General features: G+C 66.1%; 16 protein-coding genes. 11 read left to right on the top strand and 5 right to left on the bottom strand.

Features of this window, described 5'->3' with window-relative positions:
- The first annotated feature begins 268 nt into the window (after nucleotides 1-268).
- The 6 genes from Q0996_RS16705 to Q0996_RS16680 all read left to right on the top strand — a co-directional run bounded on the left by Q0996_RS16705 (nucleotide 269) and on the right by Q0996_RS16680 (nucleotide 6548).
- On the top strand, nucleotides 269-1168 hold the full coding sequence (locus tag Q0996_RS16705) for a B12-binding domain-containing protein (RefSeq protein WP_299622220.1): 900 nt from the start codon (nucleotides 269-271) through the stop codon (nucleotides 1166-1168).
- Between the two features lie 54 nt (nucleotides 1169-1222).
- Nucleotides 1223-2659 carry a transcriptional regulator PpsR gene (gene ppsR, locus Q0996_RS16700; protein WP_299622217.1) on the top strand — a complete coding sequence of 479 codons (1437 nt, stop codon included), beginning with the start codon at nucleotides 1223-1225 and terminating at the stop codon, nucleotides 2657-2659.
- A gap of 127 nt (nucleotides 2660-2786) precedes the next feature.
- The gene (chlG, locus tag Q0996_RS16695; RefSeq protein ID WP_299622215.1) at nucleotides 2787-3701 is read left to right on the top strand and encodes a chlorophyll synthase ChlG; all 915 of its coding nucleotides are present in this window, start codon (nucleotides 2787-2789) and stop codon (nucleotides 3699-3701) included.
- Nucleotides 3698-5041 (top strand): BCD family MFS transporter, encoded by a 1344-nt coding sequence (locus Q0996_RS16690; RefSeq protein ID WP_299622213.1) that lies wholly within the window; start codon nucleotides 3698-3700, stop codon nucleotides 5039-5041. Before chlG ends, Q0996_RS16690 begins: the two co-directional genes overlap by 4 nt.
- A gap of 4 nt (nucleotides 5042-5045) precedes the next feature.
- Nucleotides 5046-6254, top strand: coding sequence for a geranylgeranyl diphosphate reductase (locus Q0996_RS16685; protein ID WP_299622210.1), 1209 nt, complete (start codon nucleotides 5046-5048; stop codon nucleotides 6252-6254).
- Between the two features lie 27 nt (nucleotides 6255-6281).
- Nucleotides 6282-6548, top strand: coding sequence for a hypothetical protein (locus Q0996_RS16680; protein WP_299622208.1), 267 nt, complete (start codon nucleotides 6282-6284; stop codon nucleotides 6546-6548).
- 40 nt (nucleotides 6549-6588) lie between these two features.
- Here Q0996_RS16680 and Q0996_RS16675 read toward each other — a convergent pair whose 3' ends face one another.
- The 5 genes from Q0996_RS16675 to Q0996_RS16655 all read right to left on the bottom strand — a co-directional run bounded on the left by Q0996_RS16675 (nucleotide 6589) and on the right by Q0996_RS16655 (nucleotide 11827).
- Nucleotides 6589-7047 (bottom strand): phosphate-starvation-inducible PsiE family protein, encoded by a 459-nt coding sequence (locus tag Q0996_RS16675; protein ID WP_299622205.1) that lies wholly within the window; start codon nucleotides 7045-7047, stop codon nucleotides 6589-6591.
- A gap of 65 nt (nucleotides 7048-7112) precedes the next feature.
- On the bottom strand, nucleotides 7113-7769 hold the full coding sequence (bchJ, locus tag Q0996_RS16670) for a bacteriochlorophyll 4-vinyl reductase (RefSeq protein ID WP_299622202.1): 657 nt from the start codon (nucleotides 7767-7769) through the stop codon (nucleotides 7113-7115).
- A 12-nt stretch (nucleotides 7770-7781) separates the two neighbouring features.
- Complete coding sequence (gene bchE / locus Q0996_RS16665) at nucleotides 7782-9434, bottom strand: magnesium-protoporphyrin IX monomethyl ester anaerobic oxidative cyclase (RefSeq protein WP_299622199.1); 1653 nt, start codon at nucleotides 9432-9434, stop codon at nucleotides 7782-7784.
- 925 nt (nucleotides 9435-10359) lie between these two features.
- Nucleotides 10360-10767, bottom strand: coding sequence for a hypothetical protein (locus Q0996_RS16660; protein WP_299622196.1), 408 nt, complete (start codon nucleotides 10765-10767; stop codon nucleotides 10360-10362).
- 199 nt (nucleotides 10768-10966) lie between these two features.
- Nucleotides 10967-11827 (bottom strand): OmpA family protein, encoded by an 861-nt coding sequence (locus Q0996_RS16655; RefSeq protein WP_299622193.1) that lies wholly within the window; start codon nucleotides 11825-11827, stop codon nucleotides 10967-10969.
- Nucleotides 11828-12339: 512 nt separating this feature from the next.
- Between Q0996_RS16655 and Q0996_RS16650 the strand changes: the two genes are divergently transcribed.
- From Q0996_RS16650 to Q0996_RS16630, 5 genes are all read left to right on the top strand, one after another.
- Nucleotides 12340-13647: an MFS transporter gene (locus tag Q0996_RS16650; RefSeq protein ID WP_299622191.1), complete on the top strand. Its 1308-nt coding sequence runs from the start codon at nucleotides 12340-12342 to the stop codon at nucleotides 13645-13647.
- A 55-nt stretch (nucleotides 13648-13702) separates the two neighbouring features.
- Entirely contained in the window at nucleotides 13703-13912 is a 210-nt protein-coding gene (locus Q0996_RS16645) for a hypothetical protein (protein WP_299622189.1), read from the top strand.
- 102 nt (nucleotides 13913-14014) lie between these two features.
- Nucleotides 14015-14209 (top strand): hypothetical protein, encoded by a 195-nt coding sequence (locus Q0996_RS16640; RefSeq protein WP_299622186.1) that lies wholly within the window; start codon nucleotides 14015-14017, stop codon nucleotides 14207-14209.
- Nucleotides 14206-15363, top strand: a complete 1158-nt coding sequence (locus Q0996_RS16635; RefSeq protein WP_299622184.1) for a hypothetical protein — start codon at nucleotides 14206-14208, stop codon at nucleotides 15361-15363. The genes Q0996_RS16640 and Q0996_RS16635 overlap by 4 nt, the downstream gene beginning before the upstream one ends.
- Before the next feature lie 28 nt (nucleotides 15364-15391).
- Entirely contained in the window at nucleotides 15392-16225 is an 834-nt protein-coding gene (locus tag Q0996_RS16630; protein ID WP_299622181.1) for a TolC family protein, read from the top strand.
- The last annotated feature ends 119 nt before the right edge of the window (nucleotides 16226-16344 follow it).

Below are 16344 nucleotides of genomic sequence, written 5' to 3'. Positions count from 1 at the left end.
CAACAAAAAGTGTTATGTCAACTTTTTCTCACGTGAAGATGGGTTGACAGGCGTGCTTGCAAAAAAGTTCAATGGTTCGCGCAGATGCCCAAAGCCAGAGTGCAAAGAAGGCGGACGCGAAGGGGACTATCAACTTCAAGGGGACGTTCTTTTCAGGGGATAAATCGATCAGGTAGGCAGATCTAGCTCCGGACCGGCGCTTGAAGACTGACGATAGCCGCCTTCGCCGAACAAGCAGCCTGCACGCTCGCCTCAAGGGAGGAAGGCAATGGCAAGCTTTAGGGACGAAGGCCAGGAGAAGGACTTTTTCGGGACCGAAGAGCAGGTCCGGAACTATAACCCGCCCCCGGCTGACTTCAGCCACGTCGCAGCGGTGGACGGGTCTGACGTACGCTTTGACCGTCTGGTCAAGACCATCGAGGGAGAGATCATCCCGCGGCTGGTCCTCGCCCACAAGACGACGCCCCCTGAATGCAACGGCGAGCAGGTGGAACAGGCCAAGCCTTGCGTCGACGACATCACCGAGCTGACGAGCCTGGTTCTGAAGAGCGACGCCACAATGGCGCAGCGCTACGTCGACCTCCTGCGCGAGCGCGGGGTCGCGCTCGAGAGCATCTTCCTGGATCTCCTGGCGCCAGCCGCCAAGCATCTGGGAGAGCTTTGGAAGCAGGACCTCTGTACCTTCACGGACGTCACCATCGGGCTGGGCCGCTTGCAGCAGATCCTGCGCAACCTGAGCTTTGCAACGCAGGGCGAGACGATCCCCTGGCAGCAGGGACGCCGTGCCCTCATTGCCCCCGCGCCCGGCGAACAGCATAACTTCGGCGCCCTGATGGTCGCAGAGTTCCTGCGCCGCGCGGGTTGGGACGTAATGGCCGAACCGGTCACCGAGAAGCGCCACGTCGCCGACCTGGTCCGCCAGGAGTGGTATGCGGTGCTCGGTCTTTCCTTGAGCTGCGATGACGGCCTCGAGGCGCTCGCAGCGGAGATTAACGAGGTGAGAAGGGTCTCGCGCAACGAGAGCCTTTCGGTCATCGTTGGCGGACGGGTGTTCGTCGAGCATCCCAAGTGCGTTACACAAGTCGGCGCGGATGCGATGGCCGTCGACGGCCATCATGCCGCCCTGCAGGCCGACAGTTTACACACTTTGGTGATGGCACATTGCTGATCCTGCCTTCACAGGTATCATCAGGCGATCGTGTCAAGTTTGATGGTGTAGGCAGTGAAGCAATTCGAAGCGCCACTCAAGAATCTGGGCAAGCTTGATCCCAAGGCCGCCGTCGGTCTGCTCGCGGCTTCGTCCGATGTGGCGCTGATTCTCGACGAAAAGGGCGTGGTGCGGGACATGGCCCTCGGCAGCGACGAGATCTCGGTCGACGACTGCGGCGCTTGGCTCGGCCAGCCCTGGGAGGAGACGGTGACCGTCGAGAGTCGGGAGAAGATCGAAGATCTTCTGCGCGACGCCGCGAAGGAAAAGTCGCCGCGGTCGCGCCAGGTCAACCATCCCTCGCCCAGCGGCAGCGACCTGCCGATTCTCTATTCGGCTTTGCGGGTCGGAGACAAGGGCAAGATCATTGCTCTCGGCCGCAATCTGCGCGAGTTCGCGGTGCTGCAGCAACGTCTCGTCGAGGCACAGCAGTCCGTGGAGCGGGAGTACGCCCGCCAGCGCAGCGCCGAGACGCGCTATCGGCTGCTGTTTCAGGTTTCCTCCGAACCTGTGCTGATCATCGAGGCCGCCAGCCAGCAGATCATCGAGGCCAACCCGGCCGCCGAGCGCTTTCTCAAGGCCTATGCCAACAAGGGCCGGCGCGCAAAGAAGACGGTGGGCTCGACCTTTCCGGATATTCTCAAGGGGCTTCAGAGCGAAGGCCGCCAGGCCATCGACAGCCTCTTGGCGACTCTTCGCTCTGCGGGGCGCAGTGACGACATCCAGGTCGGCACCGACGACGGCGAGCGCTTTCGCGTCAACGCATCCCTTTACCGCCATGAAAACACCTCCTACGTCCTGGTGCGCTTCGCGCCGCTGAGCAATGGCGGCAGCGGCGAGTCGGCGGCCCATTCGAGGCTCATGGAGGTGGTGGAGGCTTCGCCGGACGGTTTCGTCGTCACCTCCCTGGACGGCCGCGTCCTCACGGCAAACCGCGCCTTTCTGGAGCTCGCCCAGCTTGCTTCGGAAGAGCAGGCACGCGGTCAGCCCCTGGAACGCTGGCTCGGCCGCCCGGGCGTGGATTGGAGCGTCCTCAGGGCGAACCTGCGGGAGAACCAGTCGATTCGCCTCTTTGCTTCCTCGGTTCAGGGCGAGCAGGGCCTGGTGGCGCAGGTCGAGATCTCGGCTGTCGCTGTCACCGAGGGAGAGCTGCCCTGCTACGGCTTTATGATCCGCAATGTGGGCCAGCGTCTGAAAGCGAATAATCCAGGCGGAAAGCCGTTGCCGCGCTCGGTGGAGCAGCTCACGGGACTGGTCGGCCGCGTCTCCCTCAAGGAGATCGTGCGCGAGACGACGGACGTGATCGAGGAACTCTGCATCGAGGCCGCGCTGGAGCTGACCGGCGACAACCGGGCCTCCGCCGCCGAGATGCTGGGGGTCAGCCGCCAGTCGCTCTATGTCAAGCTGCGCCGCTTCGGGCTGGCGGACATCGCCCCGGAAGAGGAAACCTGACGGCCGCGGCGACCCTGCGGCCTCTGCGCCGCAGCGGCGCTTTATCGCTTCGAATTGCCCCCGCCAAACACGCCGAAAATTGTAAATCAAAATTGACAATCTGAAGTGTCAAGCATACCGTAACGGTATGTCGCGATTGGCTCTTTCCGAGACGGCGGCAGGCCGCCCGCAGCCAGCGGCCATGATCGAGCTGCTCAAGCCGATCACCTGGTTCGCGCCCATGTGGGCTTTCGGTTGCGGGGTGATCTCATCGGGCGTGCCACTGGAGGGAAAGTGGCCGGTGATCCTTGCCGGTGTCGTTCTCGCGGGCCCGCTGGTCTGCGGCACCAGCCAGATCGCCAACGACTGGTTCGACCGCCATGTCGACGCCATCAACGAGCCTGACCGCCCCATACCCTCGGGCCGCGTCCCCGGACGCATCCCTCTTTACTATGCGCTTGTCTGGACGGCCCTGTCCCTCGCGGTCGCCTCCCTGCTCGGTCCCTGGGTCTTGGGAGCCGCCGTCTTCGGGCTCGCCCTGGCCTGGGCCTATAGCGCGCCGCCGCTGCGCCTGAAGGAAGAAGGCTGGCGCGGCTGCGCCGCCGTTGCCCTCTGCTACGAGGGCCTTGCCTGGTTCACCGGCGCGGCGGTGATGGCGGCGGCCCTGCCGGACTGGCGCATCCTGGTGGTCGCCGCCCTCTACAGCCTCGGGGCTCACGGGATCATGACCCTTAACGACTTCAAGGCGGTCGAGGGGGATCGCCGCATGGGCATTCGCTCGCTGCCGGTCAGCCTCGGCGTGGCAACCGCAGCCAAGGTCGCCTGTCTGGTGATGGCCCTGCCGCAAGTCATGGTGATCGCCCTTCTCGCGGCATGGGGCCGGCCGGTCTTCGCCGCTGCCGTCTTCCTGCTGCTCGCCGCGCAGGCGCTGCTGATGGTCCGGCTGCTGAAGGACCCCAAGGCCCATGCCCCCTGGTACAACGCCACCGGCACGACGCTCTACGTCATCGGCATGATGGTGTCGGCCTTCGCGCTTGTGCCCCTGGTCGCGGTGCCGTCATGAGCGCAAGGCGACTCGGCTGGTTCGGCATCCTGCGCCTCGGTCTGGTGCAGACCGCGCTCGGCGCCATCGTCGTGCTCACCACCTCCACGCTCAACCGCGTGATGGTGGTCGAACTGATGCTGCCGGCAACGCTCCCCGGGATTCTCGTCGCTCTGCACTATGCCGTCCAGGTGCTGCGCCCGCGGCTGGGCTACGGCTCCGACGTCGGCGGGCGGCGCACGCCCTGGATCATCGGCGGCATGCTGGCCCTGGCCCTCGGTGCCGTGACGGCCGCCGCCGCGACGGCGCTGATGTCCACCCATGCGGGCCTGGGAATCGCCCTGGCGGTCGTCGCCTTCATGGTGATCGGCGGTGGCGTCGGGGCTGCCGGAACCTCTCTCCTGGTCCTGCTGGCCAAGCAGGTCGACAGCGACCGCCGCGGCCCTGCGGCCACCATCGTCTGGATGATGATGATCGCCGGCTTCGTGGTCACCGCGACCATCGCTGGCCACCTGCTGGAGCCTTTCTCCCTGCTGCGCCTGGTGGCGGTCAGCGCCGGCGTCGCGGGCGCGGCCTTCCTGCTGTCCCTGGTCGCGGTTGTCGGCATCGAAGGCCCGGCGCAGCCGCAAGCAGGCGAAGCGGAAACGCCGGCGGCCGAGATGCCGCCCTTTCGTGAGGCGATCCGCCAGGTCTGGGCGGAGTCCTCGGCGCGCCGCTTTGCGGTCTTCGTCTTTGTCTCGATGCTGGCCTACAGCGGCCAGGACCTGATCCTCGAACCCTTCGCCGGCACGGTCTTCGGCCTGACGCCCGGCGAATCCACCCGCCTCTCCGGCGTGCAGCACGCCGGCGTCTTCATCGGCATGCTGCTCGTCGCCGCGGCCTGCGGCCGGGCGGCGCGCGGACGCTTCGGTTCGCTAATGGGCTGGACGGTCGGCGGCTGCATCGCCTCCGGCGCAGTGCTCCTCGCCTTGTCCCTGGCCGGCCTTGTCGGCCATGGCTGGCCGCTGCGCGCGACGGTGTTCACCCTCGGGGTCGCCAACGGCGCCTTCGCGGTCGCGGCCATCGGATCGATGATGGCCCTCGTCAACAACGGCCGTGCCGCGCGGGAGGGCGTGCGCATGGGCCTCTGGGGGGCGGCGCAGGCGATCGCCTTCGGCCTTGGCGGTCTGCTCGGCACCCTTGCCGTGGACCTCATGCGCTGGGCATTCGCCGCGCCGACATCCGCCTACGCCGTGGTCTTCGCGGGCGAGGCAATGCTGTTCTTCCTTGCCGCCGTGCTGGCCTTGCGCGTTAAGGGGAAAGCGGTCACAGGACAACCGCTGGCGCCGGCCCGCGGCTACTCACCGGTTGGAGGAGACTAGGCCCATGCAGCCCAAGGAGACTTTCGATGCGGTCGTGATCGGCGGCGGTCCCGCAGGCGCCACCGCCGCGGCGGACCTGGCTCAACAGGGCCGGCAGGTGCTGCTGCTCGACAAGGCCGGGCGCATCAAACCCTGCGGCGGCGCAATACCGCCCCGTTTGATCCGCGACTTCGGCATTCCCGAATCGCTGATCGTGGCGCGGGCCCGCTCGGCGCGGATCGTCGCGCCCTCGGAACGCCAGGTCGACATGCCCATCGAGAGCGAAGGCTATGTCGGCATGGTGGACCGCTGCGACTTCGATCCCTGGCTGCGGCATCGCGCCGGCGCCCAGGGCGCCGACTGCCGCGAGGGAACCTTCCAGACGCTCACCCGCGACGGCGACGGCACGGCCGTCGTGCACTACACGCCCAAGGGCGCAGCAGAACCGGTCGCGGTCCGCACCCGCTGCGTCATCGGTGCCGACGGGGCCAACTCCGCGGTGGTGCGCGAGGCCTTTTCCGAAGCCGAGCGGATTCCCTTCGTTTTCGCCTACCATGAAATCGTCCGCTCGCCGCAGCCCGGAGAGTCGAACGGCGACAAGCCTGCCTTCGATGGGGAGCGCTGCGACGTCTACTACCAGGGGCGCTTCTCGCCGGACTTCTATAGCTGGGTGTTCCCCCACGGCGAGACCGCCAGCATCGGCACCGGCACGGCGGTGAAGGGCTTGTCCCTGCGCGGCGCCATCGGCGAGCTGCGCCGCGATACCGGCCTGGAGGGCCTGGAAACCCTGCGCTGCGAGGGCGCGCCGATCCCCTTGCGGCCGCGCAAGCGCTGGGACAACGGACGCGACACGCTGCTGGTCGGCGACGCCGCCGGCGTTGTGGCGCCTGCTTCCGGCGAAGGCATCTACTACGCCATGCTGAGCGGCCGCCTGGCGGCCGAAGCCGTCGGCGCTTTCCTGACCAGCGCCGATCCGCGTGCCCTGGCCCAGGCCCGGCGCCGCTTCATGCGCATCCACGGCCGGGTGTTCTGGATTCTCGGCATCATGCAGCGCTTCTGGTACGTGAACGATCAGCGCCGCGAGCGTTTCGTCAGCATTTGCGCCGACCGCGACGTACAGCGCCTGACCTGGGAATCCTATATGAACAAGGAGCTGGTGCGCCGCGATCCGCTGGCCCACCTGCGCATCTTCTTCAAGGATCTGGCCCATCTCTTCCGGCTGGTCTCACCATGATGCCGGCCCTCTGACGGCGGCGCCGAGATGACCGAGTTCTTCACCAGCGGACGTGTGGTCGACCTGGTGTTGGCCTTTGTCCTGATGGAAGCGGCCTTGCTCTATGTGCTCTATCGGCGGACCGGCCGGGGGCTCGCACCGGCCGTGCTGCTGCGCCTGCTGGTTCCCGGCGCCTGCCTGCTGCTGGCCTTGCGCGCGGCACTGACCGATGCCTCCTGGATGCTGGTGGCGCTCTGGCTGCTGCTGTCCCTGGTTGCGCACCTGGCCGATTTGAGGCAGCGCTGGTTCGGCTGAAGCGGCCGCCAAGAGCCGGCGCCGGCAAGCAGGAAACGCTCTACGCTCTCTGGTCCGCTTTAGGGGTTTGATCCTCGGCGCCTCTGTTCGCGCGCTCTTCGATCCAGTGGGTGAGAGCGTACACCAGTCCGAGAGCGAGGATCGCCGCGCCGAGCCCCATCAGCAGAATGCCCGAAGCCGTCTCGATCTCCAGGAGAATGAACTTTCTGACAACGGCGAGGATGCCGATGATCACCACCGTCCGGACCTGGAAGAGGCCATGGCGGCCCTTGGCCATCTGATGGACGGAGTTGGCCAGTTCAAGGGTGATGAGGGCGGCAATGACCCGGTCGAAGAGGGTCTGAAAGGTCGCAAAGTCGAGCTGCTGGTCGATGTTGATCGTGACCTGAAGGACCGACCAGATAAAGCTCCAGCTCGCCAGAACGATCACCGCGATCATCCCGACGAGCAGCACCGCGGCAATGACCCGTTCGAAGGTGCGGTATTGAATGGCCTTCATTCTGCCCCCGCGAGCGATCGATCACCCTTTGGGCACTGGCATCGTTCCGGAGCCCGGTCGCGGTGTCACCCAAGCAAACCGGTAAGCCGCCGGATCCCGCGGCGGGCCGGTGCGATCTCGAAGCGGCAGGACGGCGCGCCCGCGTGACAGCACTGCGGATGGTGGACCTCCACATCGGGCGTTACCAGCGCGCCGAACAGCGTCTTGAAGACGGCCACGTGCCAGACGCAGCCGGGTATGGCGATGGGGTTGTCCGCAATCTCGATGAGACTGGGCGAGCCGGCGCGGGTCTGGAGGGTCCCGGAGCCTGCGAAGGTCCAGGCATTGCTGGCGATGGCGCTGAGCAACAGCGGGGCCGCCAGCCGGCCCGGCAACGACCTCAGGGTCGCCCGGGCCAGGCCGGGAATCCGGTTCGCCAGCAGGTAGTCGGCGGTGCGGCGGCCGGCCTCCGCGGCAATCGCGGCAGCCGTTGCCGAAGGCAACAGGTGGTAGAGGCTCCTGAAGAGGCCTCTCACGGCATCCTCGTCCACCATTTCCGAGGGCGGGTTGGCCAGGAAATGCCCAAGCCCGGCATGGGCGAAGACGTCGCGCGCGGCGCGGTCCCCCAAGCGGTCTCGCAGCGCTTCGCCGAGCTGGATGACGGCGTTGGGGCCCACGGCCGGCGCGGATTCCGCGTGGATCGGCTCCATCGTCGAAGCGTTGTGCGCGAGAACCTCTGCCATGGCTGCCTCCTGTCAGGCGACCGATGCCGGCCGGGTCTCGGCCTCATCGGGCAACTGCTGATCGCCACCGCCGCAGGCCTTGGCGGCGATCACGGGATCGGCGGCGAGAGGATCGGCGCCCCGGGCCGCCCGCATTCTGGCCGCGCGTTCGGCCGCCGCCTCCCAGTCCGCGGTCTGTGCCGGCGCGATCCGGCGCGTCTTGTCGAAGTGGAAGTCGACGGACTTCTTCGACTGCGGCCCCCAGTAGTTGACCTTGCCGAGGTCGTAGAAGGTCCGCTGGAAGCCCGCCTTCAGGAAGGCCTTGAGGCAGCCCAGCAGGTAGCGCCGGCGAAAGCCGGTGCCGCGCCAGGGATAGTGGAAGAAGGCCTTGCGCATGTAGAAGCGGCGATAGTTGTTCATCACGCGGTCGAGCAGCTCGGCGCGGTCCATCGCCTCGGGCTTCATGATCGGCGTCACGAAGTTATATTTGGAGAAATCGAAGACCTCGACCTTGCCGCCCAGTTCCTGGAACAGGGAGGAGAAGGGCCAGGGCGTGTACATCGCCCAGTTGGCGAGGTCCGGGTCCCAATCCCGGGCCATCTGATAGGTTTCTTCCAGCGTCTCGGCGGTCTCGTTCTCCAGTCCGACGATGAACTGCGCTTCGATGAAGATGTCCGCCTGGCGCAGCAGTTCGATGGCGCGGCGGTTGTCCTCGATCTTGGTTTCCTTGTTGAAACGGTCGAGCCGCAATTGCGCGGCCGCCTCAGTGCCGAGGCTGACGTGCACCAGCCCGGCGCGGCGGTAGAGCGGCAGCAGCTCGGCATCGCGCAGAATGTCGGTGACACGGGTGTTGATGCCCCACTTCACCTTGTCCGGCAGGCCGCGGGCGATCAGCTCCTCGCAGAAGGCGATGAACTTCTTGCGGTTTATGGTCGGCTCCTCGTCGGCCAGGATGAAGAAGCCGACTTGGTGATCGCGCACCAGGGTTTCGATCTCGTCGACCACCTTCTTCGGATCGCGCACCCGGTAGTCGCGCCAGAACTTCCACTGGGAGCAGAACGAACAGGTGAAGGGGCAGCCGCGTGCCATGTTGGGGATGGCGACCCGCACGCCCAGGGGAACGTAGGTGTACTTGCTCCACTCCAGCAGCGACCAGTCCGGGTCGATGGCGTCCAGGTTCTTCACCGTCGGCGCCGCCTGGGTTGCGACGATGCGCTCGCCGTCGCGGAAGGCGAGCCCGGCAATCGACTGGCGTTCGGCCGGCCAGCGCCCCTCGTCGATGGCCGCGATCAGCGCGACGATAATCTCCTCGCCCTCGCCGCGCACGATGACGTCGATCCAGGGGGCTTCCGACAGCACCTGCTTGTACATGAAGGTGGCATGGATGCCGCCCAGCACGCGAACCGCACCCGGGCAGGCCTCCTTGGCGATCTCCAGCACCCGCTCGGCCTTGTAGATCGACGGGGTGATGGCGGTACAGCCGACCACGTCCGGCGCGAGATCGCGCAACCGCCGGCCGACCTCTTCATCGCTCAGATCGTTGGTCATCGCGTCGATGAAGTGGATGTCATCGTAACCGGCGGCCCGCAGGGAGCCGGCCAGATAGGCCGCCCAGGCCGGCGGCCAACTCCCGGCGATCTCGGCACCGCCGGAGTGGTAGTTCGGGTGAACGAGAACGACGCGCATCAAAGAGATCTCCGTCTATTGTCGTCCCTACCTTACAATTCATATTGTCAATGTAACTTGACGCAGGTCAAGGCCCTTTGTGAGGGCGAACCTGCAATGTCTGGGCTTTCTCAATGGCAAAAGCATCAAAGACGCCACAGCTGGACTTGGATCTCAGCAATGGCGCAAGGCCTCGATTGTCCACCGAGCCTTGGGCATGGAGAGGCGAAGCTTCCAAGAAAACGCACGATTTCTGCGCGCAGAGTCTTGTTGTTGTGGCGCCGGTTTGGAGCCACGGAGCTATAGACCTCTGATACCCCCTCCCCCCAATCACAAGTCGCTGGTAGGCCAGCGCTCTATCCAGGCGCCTAGTCGTGTGGCTGTCGGGTTCGATTTGATCGATCGATCTCGAAAAGAACGGAATCGAGGATATCTTTGCCAGCAACTGCCGTCGTGCGTAGTCCCGGATGAAGGGCCATGGTGTCCCAAGGACGAGGGTCTGGCCCGCGTAGCGGAGGGGCGTCAGCGGCTTTGTCATGGCTTCGAAGCGAGCGCGTCCGAGAGTCTGGACCAGCTTTCCTTCGCAGGCACGCCATCTGGTATCGACCGAGCGCTCGGTCATAGTTGTTATCACGTCGCTCGCGTCTTCGTCGCAGACCGTTCAGCTCCACAGCAGCATCGTTCCGCACCGCATTCCTTGGAAATCTCTCTCGGTAGCGGCCTTCCTACCATGGCCACTCTTCGATCTCGTGCCAATCGATGTCGGTGCTTGATTGCGAGCCCTGATTGGTTCCCTCCGAGCTTTACCCACTCGCGAGCAGCCTGACGGCCGCTATGTGGCCGGAGACTCGCGGAACCTCACAGCCCGCCGGATGCGGCGCTCTTCGGATTGAACGCCGGCCTCAGCGCGCCCGTCTTCTGCATTGCAAGGGCAGCCGATGGAGACCTAAAGATCTTGTGGGTTGCCATCCAGCAGCAGCAGGGCGTTTTCGTTCCATTCGTAGCCGGCGTCCTCGCCGACGAAGGTCAGCGCATCGCAAAGGGAAAGCGCGCCGTCCGGCGTTTCCCAGGTCGCGCAGAGCTGCCCGTCCTCGTTGACGCGCCACTGCCCGCGGGTTGCGCCGCTGGGCACGTTCAGGCCGCGCAGGCTCCCATCCTCGGCAACGAAGGCGTAGGCCTCCTGATCGGTCAGCTTGAAGGTGTTGCCGGAGATCGTCGCCGTGATCTGCTCGGCGCTCAGATTGCCCGGTTCGACGTCAGGTGTCGACGCACAGCCGCCGCCTTCGCTGATCGCGTAGATCGCGACCGGCGCCAGAACGATGACGTGAAGCCTGTCTCTTCTGAACAGCCGCATCGTCCCTCCTCTTTCCTACCACCGTAACGTGAATTTAGGTCGGCCCGGACAGCCTAGCAAGCAATGCTCTGCCGGACAATTCACGCCCTGGCTATCCCGTGAGCAGCCTCCGTCTGGTGAGATTGGTCCGAGGGCCTTCGGGCACGGAGCGCCAAGCCGGCCCCCGTGCCCTTGTCAGAGCGGATTGCGTCCGCCGGACCTAGCGCTCGAGAACGATCTCGACGCGGCGGTTGCGAGCTTCGGGGGTATCCACGGGAACCACGGGGTCGGCCTTGCCGTAGCCCTTGCCGAAGATCTTCTCCTTCTCGATGCCGCTCTCCACCAGGAAGTCGATCACCCGGTTGGCGCGCTGCTCGGAGAGCACGTCGTTGTAGGCGTCGGTTCCGGTCAGATCGGTGTAGCCGCTGACGTTGATCATCTGATAGTCGGTCTTCTGTGCCGCTGCGATCATGTCGGCCAGTGCGGTGCGCGCGTCGACGGTCAGGTCCGCCTTGTCGAAGTCAAACAGCACGGTGTAGGGCCCCGGCAAGGGCTCCGGGGCCGGCTCAGGCGCGGGCGGCGGTGGCGCGGCGGCCACCTTCGGCTGCTCCTCGAGGCTGGCGAGCGCCGTCATGAACTGGCTGCGGCAGGCAGCGATATCGTCCGGCTGACGGTTTTCCTCCTGCTCCTGCATCCAACAGTCGAACGCGATCTGGGCGGCCACCGCGTCCTGCGGCTTGCGCGCGCTCGCCCCGGAGGCCTGCGCCGCGACAAGGCGCTGACGGGCCGCCGTCAGCTCGCCCACCTTGTCGGCCGGCAGTTCGCGGCTGTCGATGGGCTCGGGGGCCACGCCGTCGCCCCGGGCGGCCTCCATGGCGCGCATCGCGAAGGTGTCGGAGTCGCTGTAGTCGCCCTCGTTGTACTCGTTCTCTGCGAGCGCCAGGTAGCCATCGTAGAGATCGCGGTCATAGGCGCTCCCCTGCGGCGCGGTCATTTGCGCCTGCTCCAGGCCCGTGCCGCTGCAAGCGCTCAATGCGAGCGCCCCAAGCAGCGCAACGGCGATTCGAATCTGTCCGGTCATCGTCCTATGCTCCCTTGCGATTGAAGGTTCGGGCGGGGCCACCGCGGGCCCTGCGCCGGCAATTCGCGCCCTGCGGAGGGCGCGGCAAAAAACCACAGCGAGATCACTAATCGAAATGATGAGCTCTAGGGTTGGATTTGATCCTGCCCAACGCCCGCCCCGGCGCCGGCAGACCATCGCGCCACCCCGATTTTCTCTTTAAGTTTCAGGTTACTTGTCTCTCAACCGTGGAGCCATTATTCGCTCAGGGCTGCACTCGGCAAGGGACAAAAAGGGCAACTGACGAAGTCATGGCTGTAGGCCTTTCATCTCATCATAGGGCGCGGAGGCCTCCGTTCCGGGCGAACGCCGGTCACCGGACTGTGTGCCGCCGCGCCACGGCAGAGGCCGTCCGGGATCGGCGGAGCACAGGTCAGATCCTTTCCGCCCTGCGCCGCAAAGGCCGCAAAGCCCTGCGCCAGGGTCCTGGCTGACCGGAGCAATCAGCATTCCTCCGCCGCGGTGGGGATGCTATGGGAGGGTCCTGCGCGGCCTCGGGCCGTGCGCCCTTTCCTGCCGCTGAAGCCATTGCGATCCTCATGGCGACCCTGCTGTCCTTCACCGCCCTCTTCTTCTCGATCTTTCTGGTGCAGATGGGCTCCGGCTCCCTGGGGCCGCTGGACGCGCTTTCCGGAGCGGTCCTGGGCTTCAGCACCGAGGAGATCGGCCTTCTGGGCTCCGCCCACTTTCTCGGCTTCTTCGCCGGCTGCTATGTGGCCCCGCGGCTGATCGGCGATATCGGGCATTCCCGCGCCTTCGCAGCCGCCGCGGCCATCGGCGCCATCGCCGCGCTGCTGCACCCGGTCCTGCAAAGCCCCTATGCCTGGGCCTTTCTCAGAGTCCTCACGGGCTTTGCCATCGCCAGCGCCTACACGGTGATCGAGAGCTGGCTGCACGCCAAGACCGACAACCAGAACCGCGGCCGGGTCTATGGCATGTTCCGCAACGTCGATCTCGTCGGCGCCGTCTGTGCCCAGGGTCTGATCGCCGTGCTCGAGCCGGGCAGCTACGTGGCCTACAACATCGTCGCCATGTTCTGCTGCATCTGCCTGCTGCCGCTGGCGCTGACCCAGCGCGCCGCGCCGAAAACGCCGGAGGCGCCGCGGCTGCACCCGCTGAAGGTTGCGCGCCTCTCGCCCTCCGCCGTTACCGGCATCATCGTGGCCGGCGCCACCAGCGCGGGCTTCCGCATGGTCGGGCCGATCTACGGGGTGGAGAACGATCTCAGCCAGATACAGATCGCCATCTTCCTGGCCGCCGGCATGCTGGGCGGGGTCGCGGCGCAGTATCCCATCGGCTGGATCGCCGACAAGACCGACCGGCGCCTGGTGCTGGTCTGCCTCTCGCTGCTCGCCGTCGCCACCTGCCTGGGCATCGCCACCATGATCACGCCGGGCGATGTGAATGCGATCTATCTGGGCGCCTTTCTCTTCGGCATCACCGCCTTTCCGATCTATTCGGTCTCGGCCGCCTACGCCAACGACTTCGCCGAGCCGGATTTCATGGTGGAACTGAACGCCGCCCTGATCTTCTTCTTCTCGGTGGGCGCCATCGTCAGCCCGACGGCCTCCGCCTGGCTGATCGCCCTGGCCGGGGCCAACGCCATGTTCCTCTTCATGGCCGGCGCGCACCTGCTGCTCATCGCCTTCACGCTCTACCGCATGACCCGTCGGCGCAGCGCCGAGCCGCAGGCGCCCTACCGCTACCTGCCGCGCACCTCGATGATCCTCGGGCGCATGTTCAAGGCCGGAAACGGCAACGGCGCCCGCGAGGAGAGCTGAGGGAAGCTGCTCCCTCGGGGTTTCAGTAGCCTCTGCTCTGTTTGAGAAGGCGTGCATGGAGTTGCGGATCTTTCAGGATCGCGCAGCCGACCCCATGCTGGTCACTCTCTACGCCGCGCCGGGCACCCTGACGACCTCCGCCCTGCCGCAAACCACGGCGGACTGGAACCAACTGGCCAAGCGCCGCGTGTTCCAGGTGCATACGCCCAATGCCATGGCCATCTTCTACGGCGCCATCGAGCAACTCTCGGGCAGTTGCTCCTGATTCCACCGCAGCGCACCACTCGGATGACGCGAAATTGCTGAACCCGCAGTAGGTAGTGCGTGCTAACCTTCGCGGGTGGGGCAAATTGGGGAGAGACCGCCGGTGAAGTGGAGCTTGGATCTCACCATCGCCGTCGTGCTAACGGTCCTGGTCTGGACCGGCTTTTACTTCGCCTTTCCCAGCGAACCGTTCTCGCCACTGGAAACCGTGTTCGTCCTCGCCGTGATCTACGGCCTGGTGACGCTCGCCCATCTGGCATGGAAACGCTGGGGACCGGCGAAGGCGCGCGGCAAATGACTCGGCAAAGACCTTCAGGCGACTGGAGCGACGGCAGGTCCACCCTGGCCCGCTCGCTGGTGTTGGTGTTGGTGCTGCTGTTTCTGGTTCCGACCCCTTCGGTGGGTCAATACGGCGACAACATGATCGAGATCGAACGTCCGCCGCCGGGAGAACCCCTTGTCATAGACGTGCCCGCCAATGCCGTTCTGGTACTACCGTTCGACCTCCACGAGGTCGTCGTATCCGTGGATCCTCCAGACGTCTTATTTGGCCTGGAGGACGGAGGGTTGATCGTACTGAAGGGTCTGTTTGCTCACCTTGGAACGGTGCGGATTGCGACACCGAGCAGCGAGACGCCGAAGCCCCTGAGTCTCGAAGACCTCATCGCGCCAGGAGCGGGCGATCCCGGGGAGCCGGGAGCGGGATCCGCTGTGCCCCCGGAACAAGTGCCTGTGGAAAGCGAGCCATCGGTCGGCCCGGACGAGCCTTTACCGCCACTGGCGGGTCTGCGCCACACCGGGCGCGACCTGCTGTTTGCGGGCGAGGCGGAGCGCGCCGGCCATCCGCTCTACAGCTACCTCCTGTTTGCCGGCGCCAGCGAAGGCAGCCGTGAGGAGCGGGAACGCTTCAAGAGCGCCATCGCGGCTTTCGTACGCCAGGTCCGCTCGGCCGAAGCGCTGGAGCGCAGCGGCGCCGCCCGCGAGAGCATCAACATCTTCTACGCCCCCATGCGGCCGATCTTCGAAGACACGAAGCCCGAGAGCATGCGCCTGCACTTCGCCCAGCGCAGCGAGGCCGAGCAGCTCTCCCTGCTGCTGGAGCTTTACGATCACGCCCGCGCCGAGGTGCTCATGGGCCACCTGCGTCTGAGCGGCAACGGCCCCTTCATCGTCTCCGTCCTCAGGCCCTTGAGCCGCGATCCGGTCCTTGGGAGCGAGGCCTTTCTCGTCCAGGACCTCTCCCGCGTGCCGCCGGAGCTGGTGGGCCTCTGGGTCGACGAGTTCAAGCGCCAGGTGGTCCAGGAAGCAACGGAAGAGCCGGAGCACCTGCGCCGGCTGGCGCTCAGCCTGCGCACCCAGATCGCCGTTTTGGCCGATGCCTTCGCCATCACCAAGTCGGCGGTCGCCGAGATGTTCGAAGCACCGGATGCGGCAGGGACCGGCAACAACTGAGATCCCGTCGTCCGAGTTGGAGAGACCAATGCCGCTCAGCGCGCTTCGCTGCCTCACACAAGGCATTCTCCTTTCCCTGATTCTCCTTTGGTCCGGCACCCAGGCCTCGCAGGCAGAGACCCTCGGGCGGCTCCTGGAGAGGGTCGAGAACGACCGCGGGAGCGCCGTGTTGTGCCCGCAGGCGGCCATCGAGGGGCTGCTGCCGAAGGACCACACCCCAGGGGGCTGCACCGGTGTCGTCAGCCGGTTCTACCTGGATGCGCTGCTGCAGCAGGAACGGCGGAGACTCATCGAGGACGCGATCGCGCAGCAGCGCAGCTTCATCGATCTGGTCCAGCGCATCGTCGAGGGGGGCGGCCTGACCAGCGGGGAGCTGCTCCTTGCGGAGATCGAACTGAAACGCCGGCAGCTCGAGGAAGCAGAGGTTTCGGCGGCGATCAGCCGGTCGGCTCTTTTCTTCGAGCCCATGCAAAGCGATCCGGAGCGCTTCGTCCTTCCCCGCATCCGCACGGAGGCCTGGCCGGAAAGCAGGGACGCAGCCCTGGCGGAGCTGGCATCGGCGAAGGACACACTTGAAGATGCGAGGGCCACCGCGCAGCGGCGTCTCAAGCGGGCCTGGGTCGACTACGAAACCGCCCGCCGCGAGAAAGCCCTCCTGCAGCCGATGGCGGCCTTTGCCCGGGATCTGGCCACGGCCTCGCAGCAGCAGTTCGATCTTGGGCGGGGGCAGGTGGCAACCCTGCAGAGCCGCTTCAGCGAGACCGTGGCCTTGCAGGCCGAGCTGCTGCGCGCCGACCATGACATGCTTGCCGCGCAGATCCGCATTCTGGAGATCCTCGGCCGCAGCAGCGCCATCGAGTAGCGCGGCACGGCCACGCCCGGCGAACCGGCGGCAGGCTCCCGCAACCCTGACGCTTGCCGGGGCCACTGCGGCGTGGCAGCTTGGCCGTGCAGCCCGCCGTTCTACCTCCTCGGACTCCT

This window comes from Pelagibius sp., assembly GCF_028289705.1.
Taxonomy (GTDB): domain Bacteria; phylum Pseudomonadota; class Alphaproteobacteria; order Kiloniellales; family Kiloniellaceae; genus Pelagibius.
The sequence above is the reverse complement of the archived record's forward strand: the minus strand, read 5'-3'. Positions and strand labels throughout refer to the sequence as shown.